Source organism: Streptomyces sp. MI02-7b (assembly GCF_033793585.1).
In the GTDB taxonomy this organism is placed as follows: domain Bacteria; phylum Actinomycetota; class Actinomycetes; order Streptomycetales; family Streptomycetaceae; genus Actinacidiphila.
The window spans coordinates 446,233-459,255 of sequence record NZ_JARAWX010000004.1 but is presented as its reverse complement, the minus strand read 5'-3'; the positions used below and the strand labels follow the sequence as shown (position 1 = coordinate 459,255).

Below are 13,023 nucleotides of genomic sequence, written 5' to 3'. Positions count from 1 at the left end.
CTGCGAACCGGCACCGGGGGCCGGTGGCCGCCCTGCGGGAGACCTGTAGGCACAAGGCGGCGCGATGGAGGGCCCCGGCGCCGGCATCGGCTCCAGCGTCCCGGCCGGAACCGGTCGGCTGCCTGCGCCTGCCGGGACCAAATCCGCGGTGTTTCTCGTCCTGGCAGCACAAGGTGTCGATTAGGTACGGAAATGGGCAAATCGTGCATGACTCGGCCAGGAGCGGTGATGGGGCGTGGAGGAGTGGTTCGTCGAAGAGGAGCCGGCTCACCATGAGCGCTTCCATGAGCGAGGCCGACCGGGTCCGCACGGCCGGTACGGCCCGCACGGCCCGCGCCAGGAACTGGGACCAGGAGCACCTGGCGAATCTCTACAGTCTCTTCGTCCTCTCGATGATCATGAACGACGGCCGGGACGAGGCCGACATCATGCGGCTGGCCCTGACGTCCGTCGCGGCACTCGGCCCCTGCCGCGCGGAGGCCGGCCACCTCACCGCCGACGGGTCCGGCGCCGACGTCCCCTCGGCCGGCCGGCGCGCCCTGCCGGGACTCGGCGACCGCCTGCGGCAGCTGGACGGCAGGGAAGGGCCCGTCCTCGTGCCCGGGCGTGCCTGGGGATGGGCCTTCGCCCTGCACACCCGGGGCGGCGGCATCGGGCACCTCGTGGTCAGCGCGCCCACGACGCCCACCGACGACGAGCGCTTCCTGATCCACGTGCTCGCCCAGCAGACCTCGGCCGCCCTGGCGAACGCCGCGGCCCGGCGCCGCGAACGCGAGCACGCCGAGGAGCTGCGGCGGCTCAACGAGGAACGGGAGAGCGTGAACGCACAGCTCGCCGCGTCCGTCGCCGAGCTCACCTACCAGCGGACCGTCCACGAGGTGCTCAGCGAGGCGACGGCGAGCGGCAGCGGCGTGGCGGGCATCGCCGCGGCCGTCCACCGGCTCACCGGCTGCCCCGTGGCCATCGAGGACCGCTTCGGCAACCTGCGGGCCTGGGCCGGTCCTGGCCGCCCCGATCCGTACCCCAAGCCCGACGCCGCCCGGCGCGAGCTGCTGCTGCAGGAGGCCGCCCGCAGGCTGCGGCCGCTGCGCGTCGGCGACCGTCTCATCGCCGTGGTCCAGCACCGCGGCGAGGTCCTGGGGGCCATGGCCCTGGTCGCCGCGGAGGACCGCCGCGACGAACAGGACGAGTTCACCCTCGACCACGCGTGCACCGCGCTCTCCCTGGAACTGGCCCACCTGCACAGCCTCGCCGAGGTGGAGCTGCGGCTGCGCCGCGAGCTCGTGGACGACCTGGTCGCGGGGACCGACGACGAGAGCGCGTACGCCCGCGCCGCCGCGATCGGGCACGACCTGCACGGCCCGCACTATCCGGCCGTCGTCCAGTGGGAGGGCCGGGCGGCCGACGACGCCTTCGTCCAGGCGGTCGGCCGCGCCGCAGCCGGACTGCGGCTGCGATGCCTGCCGGCGCGGCGGTCGGGCATGGCCGTCCTCGTCCTCCGGGGCCGGCCCCCCGCGGACGCGCTCCACCAGGCGGTCTCCCGCGAACTGGGCACCGCCAGGGGCGCGATCGGTGTGGGAGGCCGCTGCGACGCCCCGCGCGACCTCCCGCGCTCCTTCCAGCAGGCGCTCAGGGCCCTGGAGGTGCGCTGCCGCTCCCAGTCCCCGAACGGTGCCACGACCTTCGACGACCTGGGCTTCTACCGCATCCTCGGAACGGGCGACGGCGACTACCAGGAGGTCGGCCACTTCGTTCGGGAATGGCTCGGCCCGCTCCTGGACTACGACGCCGCGCACCACTGCGACCTGGCCCGCACCCTCGCGCAGTACTTCGAGTGCGGGGGCAACTACGACGCGACGGCCGCCGCCCTGGACATCCACCGCAGCACGCTGCGGTACCGGCTGCAGCGCATCCGCGACGTCGGCGGGAACGACCTCACGGACGTCGACAGCAGGCTCAACCTGCACGTCGCGACGCGGTTGTGGAAGGTCCTGGACGGCGGCGGTCCGTGACGAGGAGCACTCCATGGAGCAGCACGCCTCCGCCGGGACGGCCTCCGTGACCGTCGCCACCGTGGGCGGCGTGCCCCTGCGCCGGGGCGACCACCTGTGCGCCTTCTACCGGGGGCGCGCGGAACGCGACCGGCTCGTCACCCCCTTCCTCGCGGACGGGCTCCGCAAGGGGCACGCCTGCACGCTGCTGGCCGCGCCGGACGAGGGCCGGGCGTACCGCGACGCGCTGGCCGCCGAGGTGCCGCCCCTCGGCCCGGCTGCCGACCGCCTCCTGGTCAGGGACCCGCGGGACGTCCACCAGCGGAACGGGGTCTTCGACGGAGCCTTCGGCGGAGCTTTCGAGGGGGCCTTCGACGGGGACGGCGCCGGCGACGGGAGCGGGAACCGCCGTCCCGGGCTGCTGCGGATCGCCGCGGACATGAGCTGGGCGCATCCCCTGGTGCGGCCGGACTTCGTCCGCGAGCTGGTCGAGCACGAGACGCGCGCCACCTCCTGGCTGCGGGCCTGTCCGCAGGTGGGCCTGTGCATGTACGACCTCGAACTCTTCGGCGGGGACCTGATCATCCCCATGGTCAAGGCGCACCCCAGGGTGTGGCTCGGCGGCATGGTCGTGGAGAACCCCTACTACCTCGGCCAGGGCCTCGATCCGGGCCCCGGCGCCGGCCCCGCGGGAACCGAGGTGAGCTGACGGCCGCGGCCGTCATCCGGCCCGTCCGTGGTCCGTCCGCGCGACACGCGATACTGGCGGCATGAAGCTGACGGTGTTCTGGGAGCGGATGTACGCGCACTTCGGTGATGCCTACGCCGACTCGTTCGCGCGTGACCATGTCATGTCCGAGCTGGGTGGCCGGACCGTGTACCAGGCGCTGGAGGCGGGCTGGGCGGCGAAGGACATCTGGCGCGCGGTGTGTGCCGCGATGGACGTACCGGCCTCGCGGCGCTGACCACTGCGCGAGACTGTGCCCGTGGCAGGAAGCGACGAGACGACGAGTCGAATACCCGCCGGACTGCCCGGGGGTCCGGGGGAGGGCGCCGGGGGCGGGGGCGGGATGCCGAGGATGCCCCGGTGGCTGCCGCGGGCCATGGTGCTGGCGGTGGCGCTGCTGGCCGCGCTCCAACTGGCGGAGTGGGCCTTCCACCAGGTCATCGGGCTGCTGGTGAACATCCTGCTGGCCTTCTTCGCCGCCCTGGCGATGGAGCCGGCGGTGGACTGGATGGCCGCCCGCGGCATGCGCCGGGGGCTGGCGACCGGGCTGGTCTTCCTGGCGGTCCTGACCCTGGGCGGCGTCTTCGTGGTGCTGCTGGGGTCGCTGCTGGTGGACCAGATCACCTCGATCGGCCGGAATCTGCCGGAGTACGTCGACGACGTGGTGCTGTGGGTCAACCACACCTTCGGCACCGACCTGTCCGTCGGCAAGCTGCAGCAGAACGTCCTGCACTCCGACTGGCTGCGCAATTACGTGCAGAAGCAGGCGGGCAACGTCTGGGGGCTCTCGGCGACCGTCCTGGGCGGGGTCTTCCAGGTGCTGACGATCACCCTGTTCACCTTCTACTTCGCCGCCGACGGCCCCCGGCTGCGGCGGGCGGTGTGCTCGGTGCTGCCGCCGGCCCGGCAGGCGGAGGTGCTGCGCGCCTGGGAGATAGCCGTCGCCAAGACGGGCGGCTACCTCTACTCGCGGGCGCTGATGGCGCTGATCTCCGCGGTCGCCCACTACGTGCTCTTCCAGGTCCTCGGCATCCCGTACGCCCCGGCGCTGGCGGTGTGGGTCGGCGTGGTCTCGCAGTTCGTGCCGACGGTCGGCACCTACCTGGCCGGGGCGCTCCCGATGCTCATCGCGTTCACGCAGGATCCGTGGGACGCGGTGTGGGTGCTCGGGTTCGTCGTGGTCTACCAGCAGTTCGAGAACTACCTGGTGCAGCCGCGGATCACCGCGCGCACCGTCGACATCCACCCGGCGGTGGCCTTCGGCTCGGTCATCGTGGGCACCGCGCTGCTCGGCGCGGTCGGGGCGCTGGTGGCGATCCCGGCGACGGCGACCCTGCAGGGTTTCCTCGGTGCGTACGTGAAGCGGTACGCGGTGACCGACCCGCGGGCCCATGAGCCGCAGCCGCGGCGGATCCGATGGCCGCGGATGCCGTGGCGGGGGACGGACGGCGCCGCGGGCGACCGGGACGGTGGCCGTGGCGACGGTGGCGCCTGAGCCGTGCGTGTCGCTTGACACGCAAATCGAACATCCATTCTCATGAGTGTGGCGGGCCGATTTCCGCGGAGTTATCCACAGGCCCGAGCGACGCCGGGACGCATTGTCAGTGGCAGGCAGTAGCGTCTTGGACGTGAAGCGAACGACTCAGACACCCAGGGTGGAACCCATGGCAGGAACCGATCGCGAGAAGGCGCTCGACGCCGCGCTCGCACAGATTGAACGGCAGTTCGGCAAGGGTGCCGTCATGCGGCTCGGCGACCGGCCGAACGAGCCCATCGAGGTCATCTCGACGGGGTCCACCGCCCTGGACGTCGCGCTCGGCGTCGGCGGCCTGCCGCGCGGCCGCGTGGTCGAGGTCTACGGCCCGGAGTCCTCCGGCAAGACGACCCTGACGCTGCACGCGGTGGCCAACGCCCAGCGCGCCGGCGGCAAGGTCGCCTTCGTGGACGCCGAGCACGCCCTCGACCCCGACTACGCCAAGCGCCTCGGCGTGGACGTGGACTCGCTGCTGCTCTCCCAGCCGGACAACGGCGAGCAGGCCCTCGAGATCACCGACATGCTGATCCGCTCCGGCGCGCTGGACCTCATCGTGATCGACTCCGTGGCGGCCCTCGTGCCGCGGGCCGAGATCGAGGGCGAGATGGGTGACTCGCACGTGGGTCTCCAGGCCCGTCTGATGAGCCAGGCGCTGCGCAAGATCACCGGTGCGCTCAGCCAGTCCAAGACCACCGCGATCTTCATCAACCAGCTCCGCGAGAAGGTCGGCGTCATGTTCGGCTCGCCGGAGACCACCACCGGTGGCCGCGCGCTGAAGTTCTACGCCTCCGTGCGTCTGGACATCCGCCGCATCGAGACCCTGAAGGACGGCACCGACGCGGTCGGCAACCGCACCCGGGTCAAGGTCGTCAAGAACAAGGTCGCGCCGCCCTTCAAGCAGGCCGAGTTCGACATCCTCTACGGCCAGGGCATCAGCCGTGAGGGCGGCCTGATCGACATGGGCGTGGACCACGGCTTCATCCGCAAGTCCGGTGCCTGGTACACCTACGAGGGCGACCAGCTCGGCCAGGGCAAGGAGAACGCGCGCAACTTCCTGCGCGACAACCCCGACCTCGCCGACGAGATCGAGAAGAAGATCAAGGAGAAGCTCGGCATCGGCGTCCGGCCCGAGGCTCCGGGCGAGCAGCCCGGGGCGGACGCCGCCGGTCCCGCCGCGCCGGCCGAGGGTGACGCCGCGGCTCCGGCGGCCGCAGCCGCGACGGCGGCCGCCCCGGCGGCCAAGACCGCCAAGGCGACCAAGGCCACGGCGGCAGCCAAGGCCTGACGGTGGCATCCGGGCACAAGGATCGTGGCGGCTCTTTCTCGTCGAGGGCCGAGCAAGAGCCGCCACTTGACCCCGTGGAGCAGGCGCGGGCGCTCTGCTTGCGCCTGCTCACGGGGACCCCGCGCACGCGCAAGCAACTCGCGGACGCCATGCGCCGCCGGGACATCCCGGAGGAGGCGGCCGAGGAGGTACTGGAGCGGTTCGAGGACGTGGGGCTCATCGACGACCAGGCCTTCGCCCACGCATGGGTGGAGTCCCGGCACCGCGGCCGGGGTCTTGCGCGGCGTGCCCTCGCCCAGGAGCTGCGCACCCGGGGTGTGGACGCGGAGGCGATCGGCCATGCCGTCGAGCAACTCGACCCCGAACAGGAGGAGTCCACGGCCCGCGCCCTCGTCGACCGCAAGCTGCGGGCCACCCGCGGTCTGGACCGGGAGAAGCGTATCCGCCGGCTCGCCGGCATGCTCGCCCGCAAGGGGTACGCGGAGGGACTCGCCCTGAGGGTGGTGCGCCGCGCCCTGGAGGAGGAGGGTGACGACCCGGAGGCGCTGGAGTACTACCTGCCGGACTGAACCATCGTTGAGGTTCCTTGACCGTGCCTCTGAGTCGACCTAGCCTCACAACTGGTGAGGTGAGGGATCGTGGCCTCGCAGACACGGGAGTTGGTGCCATGGGCATCGCGCTGGGGACCGGATCCGTACTCACTGTCGTGGCCGTCTCCGTCACGGTCGTCGTCGTTTCCGCTGTCATCTCGTTCGCGCTGCTGTTGCGGCTGCGCGCGGAGCGCGAGCGGCTCCGCACGGCCGCCGAGCGCGAGGCCCGGGAGATCCGGGCCGCCGCCAAGGAGGAAGTCCGGGAGATCCGGGCCGACTTGGAGCGTCGCGAACAGCGGCTCATCGACCGCGAGGCCCGCATCGACGCCGAGTCCGAGCAACTGCACCGGCGGCGCCGTGAATTGGCCGACGAGCGCGACGAGCTGGACCGCCGCCGCGCCGAGGTGAACCGGCTGGAGGACGAGCGGCGTGCCGTCCTGGAGCGGGTCGCCCTCTACACCTCGGCCGAGGCCCGCGGCGACCTGATCCGCTCTGTGGAACAGCAGGCCAAACGCGAGGCCGCCCTGACGGTACGGGACATCGAGCGCGCCGCCCGCGACCGCGGGGAGGAGCGGGCCCGGCGCATCGTGGCCGCCGCGATCCAGCGGGTGGCGACCGAGCAGACCGCCGAGTCCGTGGTCTCCGTGCTGCAGCTGCCCGGGGACGACATGAAGGGCCGCATCATCGGCCGCGAGGGGCGCAACATCCGGGCCTTCGAGGCGATCACCGGCGTCAATCTGATCATCGACGACACTCCCGAGGCGGTGCTGCTCTCCTGCTTCGACCCGGTGCGCCGTGAGGTCGCCCGCCTCGCGCTGGACGCACTGGTCACCGACGGCCGCATCCACCCGCACCGTATCGAGGAGGTCTACGAGCGCAAGGTCGCCGAGGTCGAGCAGCTGTGCGTCCGGCACGGGGAGGACGCGCTGACCGAGGTCGGCATCACCGACATGCACCCGGAGCTGGTCACCCTGCTCGGGCGGCTGCGCTACCGGACCTCGTACGGGCAGAACGTGCTCGGCCACCTCCTGGAGTCCGCGCACATCGCCGGCATGATGGCCGCCGAACTCGGCGTCGAGCCCGCCCCGGTCAAGCGCGGCTCCCTGCTGCACGACATCGGCAAGGCCCTCACGCACGAGGTCGAGGGCAGCCACGCCCTCATCGGCGCGGACCTCGCGCGCCGGCACGGCGAGTCGGAGGACGTCGTCCATGCCATCGAGGCCCACCACAACGAGGTCGACCCGCGCACCGTCGAAGCCGTCCTCACCCAGGCCGCCGACGCCATCTCCGGCGGCCGCCCCGGCGCCCGTCGCGAGTCCCTGGAGAACTACGTCCGCCGCCTCAAGCGCCTGGAGCAGATCGCCGCGGCCCAGCCAGGTGTCGTCAAGGTCTTCGCCATGCAGGCCGGCCGCGAGGTCCGGGTGATGGTCCGCCCCGACGACGTCGACGACATCCAGGCCCAGGTCATCGCCCGCGACGTCGCCAAACAGGTCGAGGAGGAACTCACCTACCCCGGGCAGATCCGGATCACCGTGGTCCGCGAGTCCCGTGCCACCGAGTTCGCCCGCTGAACGGGCGAACCGGAGAACCGGCGAATCGGTGACCGCCGCTCAGTGCGGGACGGGGTCCTCGACCGGTGACGGGGGGCCGCCGCGGGCGAGGTCGGCGTAGGCGTACAGCTCGGTCGGACGGCAGCCGGTCATCACGGCGACGAGGTGGCCGTCGGGGCGGATCAGGAGCACGCTGTGCGCCGTGGAGCCCGGATAGGCGTCCGTGACCAGGAGTTCGGCGCGCTGGGGGAGAGCGGAGACCGCCTTGGCGAGTCGAGGCATCAGGCCCGCGGTGAGCCAGTGCCGGCTCTCCCACACACCGGTCCCGGGGGCGACGAGGACGACCAGCAGGTCCCGCCCCAGGTGCTCGTACAGATGTCCCTGGGTGCCGTCGAGGGCCGTGACGGGGACGTCGGTCACGGCGCCGCCGGGCGGTGTGGCGCAGGCGGCGACCAGCGGGGAGGGCGCGTCGGCGGGGCCGCCGGCGGAGGGCGGGGCGGAGCCGCGCGGCGCCGGCAGGGCGAGCGGGGACCGGGTGTAGACCGGCGAGGCCCCCAGGGGACCGCGGCCGATGTGGCTGTCGGTGAGGAGTTCGGCGTACCGCCGGGCGGAGCCGGACAGCACCGAGCGGCGGACGGTGTGCCAGACGCCGTTGGCCCGCAGCAGCGGCAGCACCTGGTCGGTGGCGCGCAGCCGGGCACCGACGGCGCCCCGCCGTTCGGCCTGGTAGCTGTCGAGCAGGGTGTCGGAGGCCCCGTGGTGCCAGGCCAGCGACAGCTTCCAGCCGAGGTTGTCCGCGTCCCGCAGGCCCTCCTCGACGCTCTGCGCGCCGAGCGCGCCCGTCAGGTGGGCCGCGTCGCCCGCGAGGAAGACCCGTCCCGCGCGCCAGCGCCGGGCGAGCCGCTGGTGCACCGGGTACTCGGCTGAGCCCAGCAGTTCGTACGGCGGAACGCTTCCGCACCAGGCCGTGAGGGTGCCCCGGACGCGGGACACCAGCTCGTCCGAGGTGAGGTCCGCGCCGCGGGCGGGCAGCAGCCAGTCGAGCCGCCACACGCCGTCCGGCAGCGGACGCGCCGTCACCTCCGGCCCCGCGCCCGGTCCCGGGGGTTCGCGGTGCAGCAGGGCCACGCCCTCGTCCGGGAGTGCGACCTTCAGCGCGGCGACCGCGTGCCGGTCGACGGCGGTGCGGCCGGGGAAGCGCACCCCGAGCAGCTTGCGCACCGTGGAGCGCGGCCCGTCGCAGCCGACCAGGTGACTGCCGCGCCACCAGGTGCCGTTGGCGCCCCGGGTACGCACGCTCACCCCGGAGTCGTCCTGTTCCACGGCGTCCACGTGCGCCCCGGGCACGAGTCGGGCCAGGGCCTGGGCGCCGATCGCGGCGCGCAGGCCGTGCTCCAGCCGCTCCTGGGTGATGTGCAGGGGAGAGGGGCCCTGACCGCTGTGCCCCTCGGTGCCGAACTCGACGCGGACCGTCTCCTGGCGGCGCCGCAGCGTCCGCCAGGCCGTCCACGTCGCGCCGTCCTCGTACACGCGGGTGTGGCCGAGCCGGGCGACCAGGGATGCGGTCTCCGGGGTCAGGACGGCGGTGCGCTCCGGGGACGGTGAGGGCGCGTGGTCGTATTCGTCGAGAACGATGCTCGGCACGCCGTGCCGCGCCAGGGAGAGAGCGAGGGCGAGTCCGGTCGGACCCGCCCCCGCGATGATCACCGGGTCCACGGTGCGGTCCCGGGAAGATGTGCAGTCACATTGCGTATGCAACCCACTGCGGGTGCGTGCGTCAAGTGACGACACCTGGCCGAGGGGGGTGCGCCTGGCGCACCGTCACTCCGCCGCGGCCTCCACGGCCTTGATGTCACCGGCCTTGGGCGGGGCACCCTTGCGGCTGCGGCGGCCCCGCCGTTCGATCCAGTTGGCGAGCGCGCTGAGGGCCAGGCACATCGCGATGTAGATCGGCCCGATCACGATGATCATCGGGATGAAGGGGAAGCCGGCGCTGTTCTTGGCGATGAGGTTGCCGGTGTAGAGCAGTTCCTCGTAGGTGATGATGTAGCCCAGCGAGGTGTCCTTGAGGGTGACCACCACCTGGCTGATGATCGAGGGCAGCATCGCCCGCACCGCCTGCGGGATCAGCACGGAGACCATGACCTGCGTCTTGCGCAGGCCGATGGCGTACGCCGCCTCGCGCTGCCCCTTGGGCACGGCGTTGATGCCGGCCCGGAAGATCTCGGCCTGCACGGAGCCGTTGTAGAGGGTCAGGCCGATCACCAGGGCCCACAGCGGGGCGGAGGTGAAGACGCCCACGTACAGCGCGAAGATCATGATGAGCAGCGGCATCGCGCGGAAGAACTCCACGACGACGGTGGCCACCCAGCGCACGGGCGCGTGGTCGGAGAGCCGGCCGGTGGCCAGCAGCGCGCCCAGCAGCAGGGAGAGCACCACGGCCAGCGCGAAGGCCTTCAAGGTGGCGAGCAGGCCGTCGAGGATCCGCTGCTGGATGTCGGCGTACTGGAACGGCTCCCACAGGTACGAGGCGAACTGCCCCGAGTCGTCGAGCCGCCGGTAGACGAACCACAGCAGCGCGAGGATGGCCAGCGCGGCGACCGCGCCGATGGCACGGTTGCGGATCCTGGCCCGCGGGCCGGGGGCGTCGAAGAGGACGTTCGCGCTCATCGGGCCACCACCAGCCGGGTCTCGAGCAGCCGGAAGACGGCGCTGATGAAGAAGGTGATGATCAGGTACGCGATCGCCACCCAGATGAAGATGACGAAGATGTTGTAGCCCTTCTCGCCGAGCGTCTTCTGGACGCTGAACAGCTCGAAGACGCTGAAGCCGCCGGCGATCGCGGAGTTCTTGGCCAGCGCGATGAGCAGGCTGCCCAGCGGCGGCAGGACCGTGCGGGTGGCCTGCGGCAGGATGATCAGCCGCAGGGTCTGCGTGAAGGTCATCCCGAGGCTGCGGGCGGCCTCGGCCTGGCCCAGCGGCACCGTGTTCATGCCCGAGCGCACCGCCTCGCAGATGAAGGCCGAGGTGTAGCAGCTCAGGGCGAGCACGGCGAGCTGGAAGAAGCTCCAGGTGTTCAGCCCCAGCCGGGGCAGCACCAGTGCCGCGACGAAGAAGAGCAGGGTCAGGGGGGTGTTCCGCAGCAGCGTGACCCACACGGCGCCGAAGTAGCGCAGCGGCGGCACGGGGGACACCCGGAACGCGGCCATGATCACCCCGAGCACCAGGGCGATCGCCCCGCTGAGCGCGGTCAGCTCGACCGTGCCGAGGAACCCCTCGCGGAAGAGCGCGAAGTTGTCCAGCAGTACGTTCATCGATTCTCCGAAACCGATTCTCCGAAAAGGGGTGCGCCGGCGGCCGCACCGGGCCGCCGGCGCATCACGCTCGGGCTGTGCCGGGGGATGGACGGGACCCGTGTCAGGGCCGGGTCCCGTCCGCAGGGGGGAGGGTCAGGACTGGAGCTGCGGGATCTCGGCACTCACGCCGGACTTGCCGAGCGTGGCGTCGTAGGCCTTCTTCCAGTCGCCGTTGTCCTCGTGGTTCTTCAGGGCCTCGGTGATCGCCTTCTGCAGGACGGTGTCGTCCTTGAGCAGGCCGACGCCGTAGGGCTCCTCGGAGAACGGCTTGCCGATGACCTCCAGGTTGGCCGGGTCCTGCGCGGCGTAGCCCTTGAGGATGGCGTCGTCGGTGGTGACCGCGTCGACCTGGCCGGAGGCGAGGTTCTGCACGCACAGCGAGTACGAGTCGTACTCGACGGTCTTGGCGCCGTAGCCGCCGTCCTTGATGCGCTGGATGGAGGTGGAGCCGGTGGCCGAGCAGACCTTCTTGCCCTTGAGGTCGTCGGTGCTCTTGATGCCGCCGCCCTTCTTGACCAGGAGGTCCTGGCCCGCGACGAAGTACGGGCCGGCGAAGGAGATCTGCTTCTTGCGCTCGTCGTTGATCGTGTAGGTGCCGACGTAGTAGTCGACCTGGCCGCCGGAGATGGCGGTCTCGCGGTTGGCCGACTGGATCGTCTTGAACTCGATCTTGTTTTCGTCGAAGCCGAGGTCGGCGGCGACCATCTTGGCGATCTCGATGTCGAAGCCGGAGTACTTCTTGCTGCCCGGGTCCTGGTAACCCAGGTTCGGCTGGTCGGCCTTGACGCCGATGACGAGCTTGCCGTCCTTCTTGATCCGGTCCCAGGTCTTGGAGCCGGCCAGGTCCACACCGGACTTGACGGTGTACGAGGGCAGTTCGGCGGCGGCGGCGCTGCTGGAGCCGCCCGTGGGCGCGCTGGAGGAGGGCGAGCCCTCCTTGCCGCACGCGGTGGCGGTCGCGGTCAGCGCCAGGACGGCGAGTCCGGCGGCGGCAGTGGTACGGAACCTCATCGTCATCATCCTTAGGTCGGCAAACCTCAGTGGTGGAGGATCTTCGAAAGGAAGTCCTTGGCCCGGTCGCTCCGGGGATTGCTGAAGAACTGGTCCGGCGTCGCCTCTTCGACGATCCGGCCGTCGGCCATGAAGACCACCCGGTTGGCGGCGGACCGCGCGAAGCCCATCTCGTGGGTGACGACGACCATCGTCATGCCGTCGCGCGCGAGCTGCTGCATGACCTCCAGCACCTCGTTGATCATCTCCGGGTCGAGCGCGGAGGTCGGCTCGTCGAAGAGCATCACCTTCGGCTCCATCGCCAGCGCGCGGGCGATGGCGACGCGCTGCTGCTGGCCGCCGGAGAGCTGGGCCGGGTACTTGTCCGCCTGGCTGGCCACGCCCACCCGGTCCAGCAGGGTGCGGGCGCGTTCCTCGGCGGCCTTCTTGTCGGCCTTGCGGACCTTGATCTGCCCGAGTGTCACGTTCTCGAGCACGGTCTTGTGGGCGAAGAGGTTGAAGGACTGGAACACCATGCCGACGTCGGCGCGCAGCCGGGCGAGTTCCTTGCCCTCCGCGGGCAGTGGCCGGCCGTCGATCGTGATGCGGCCCGCGTCGATGGTCTCCAGCCGGTTGACGGCGCGGCACAGGGTCGACTTGCCCGACCCGGACGGGCCGATGACCACCACCACCTCACCGCGTCCGATGGTCAGGTTGATGTCCTGGAGCACGTGCAGAGCGCCGAAGTGCTTGTTCACGCCCTCCAGCACGACCAGGGCGTCGGCCGTGGGCCTGGCGTCCTCGGTCACCGGAACCTCCGTCATCGGCGTGTGCTCCATCCTCGTCGGTTGACTCATCGGTTGACCAGACCTTGAAGATCGACCCTATTGACATCGGGGGAACCGAGTCACCCGATCTGAGGGGAACTTGAGCATCACGATCCGATTACCGAAGGGCACAATTCCTGCACTCTGGGTGAGCGCGCCGGCCGGTGGAGCGT

The 13,023-nt window shown here is 71.5% G+C and carries 11 protein-coding genes and 1 pseudogene; 7 read left to right on the top strand and 5 right to left on the bottom strand.

The features are described from left to right. Positions 1 to 272: 272 nt before the first annotated feature. From PV364_RS08925 to rny, 7 genes and pseudogenes are all read left to right on the top strand, one after another. Positions 273 to 2,012: a PucR family transcriptional regulator gene (locus tag PV364_RS08925; protein WP_319659203.1), complete on the top strand. Its 1,740-nt coding sequence runs from the start codon at positions 273 to 275 to the stop codon at positions 2,010 to 2,012. A 13-nt stretch (positions 2,013 to 2,025) separates the two neighbouring features. Then, on the top strand, positions 2,026 to 2,700 hold the full coding sequence (locus PV364_RS08920) for an MEDS domain-containing protein (protein WP_319659202.1): 675 nt from the start codon (positions 2,026 to 2,028) through the stop codon (positions 2,698 to 2,700). A 61-nt stretch (positions 2,701 to 2,761) separates the two neighbouring features. Further along, positions 2,762 to 2,956, top strand: coding sequence for a DUF3046 domain-containing protein (locus PV364_RS08915; protein ID WP_319659201.1), 195 nt, complete (start codon positions 2,762 to 2,764; stop codon positions 2,954 to 2,956). A 21-nt stretch (positions 2,957 to 2,977) separates the two neighbouring features. Then, complete coding sequence (locus PV364_RS08910; RefSeq protein ID WP_415924534.1) at positions 2,978 to 4,213, top strand: AI-2E family transporter; 1,236 nt, start codon at positions 2,978 to 2,980, stop codon at positions 4,211 to 4,213. Positions 4,214 to 4,382: 169 nt separating this feature from the next. Further along, complete coding sequence (gene recA / locus PV364_RS08905; RefSeq protein ID WP_319659200.1) at positions 4,383 to 5,537, top strand: recombinase RecA; 1,155 nt, start codon at positions 4,383 to 4,385, stop codon at positions 5,535 to 5,537. Beyond that, positions 5,486 to 6,106, top strand: a pseudogene (gene recX, locus PV364_RS08900) (recombination regulator RecX); the annotation flags it as partial. The gene recA and the pseudogene recX, both read left to right, overlap by 52 nt. Before the next feature lie 98 nt (positions 6,107 to 6,204). Beyond that, the gene (rny, locus tag PV364_RS08895) at positions 6,205 to 7,698 is read left to right on the top strand and encodes a ribonuclease Y (protein ID WP_319659199.1); all 1,494 of its coding nucleotides are present in this window, start codon (positions 6,205 to 6,207) and stop codon (positions 7,696 to 7,698) included. Between the two features lie 39 nt (positions 7,699 to 7,737). Here the strand turns inward: rny and PV364_RS08890 are convergent, their stop codons facing one another. The 5 genes from PV364_RS08890 to PV364_RS08870 all read right to left on the bottom strand — a co-directional run bounded on the left by PV364_RS08890 (position 7,738) and on the right by PV364_RS08870 (position 12,847). After that, entirely contained in the window at positions 7,738 to 9,393 is a 1,656-nt protein-coding gene (locus PV364_RS08890; protein ID WP_319659198.1) for an FAD-dependent monooxygenase, read from the bottom strand. 105 nt (positions 9,394 to 9,498) lie between these two features. Then, complete coding sequence (locus tag PV364_RS08885; RefSeq protein ID WP_319659197.1) at positions 9,499 to 10,347, bottom strand: amino acid ABC transporter permease; 849 nt, start codon at positions 10,345 to 10,347, stop codon at positions 9,499 to 9,501. Next, positions 10,344 to 10,991 carry an amino acid ABC transporter permease gene (locus PV364_RS08880; RefSeq protein WP_319659196.1) on the bottom strand — a complete coding sequence of 216 codons (648 nt, stop codon included), beginning with the start codon at positions 10,989 to 10,991 and terminating at the stop codon, positions 10,344 to 10,346. Before PV364_RS08880 ends, PV364_RS08885 begins: the two co-directional genes overlap by 4 nt. Before the next feature lie 135 nt (positions 10,992 to 11,126). Continuing rightward, a complete protein-coding gene (locus tag PV364_RS08875) occupies positions 11,127 to 12,044 on the bottom strand; it encodes a glutamate ABC transporter substrate-binding protein (protein ID WP_319659195.1) in 918 nt (305 codons plus the stop codon). Between the two features lie 26 nt (positions 12,045 to 12,070). Further along, a complete protein-coding gene (locus PV364_RS08870) occupies positions 12,071 to 12,847 on the bottom strand; it encodes an amino acid ABC transporter ATP-binding protein (RefSeq protein ID WP_319659194.1) in 777 nt (258 codons plus the stop codon). Positions 12,848 to 13,023: the final 176 nt, after the last annotated feature.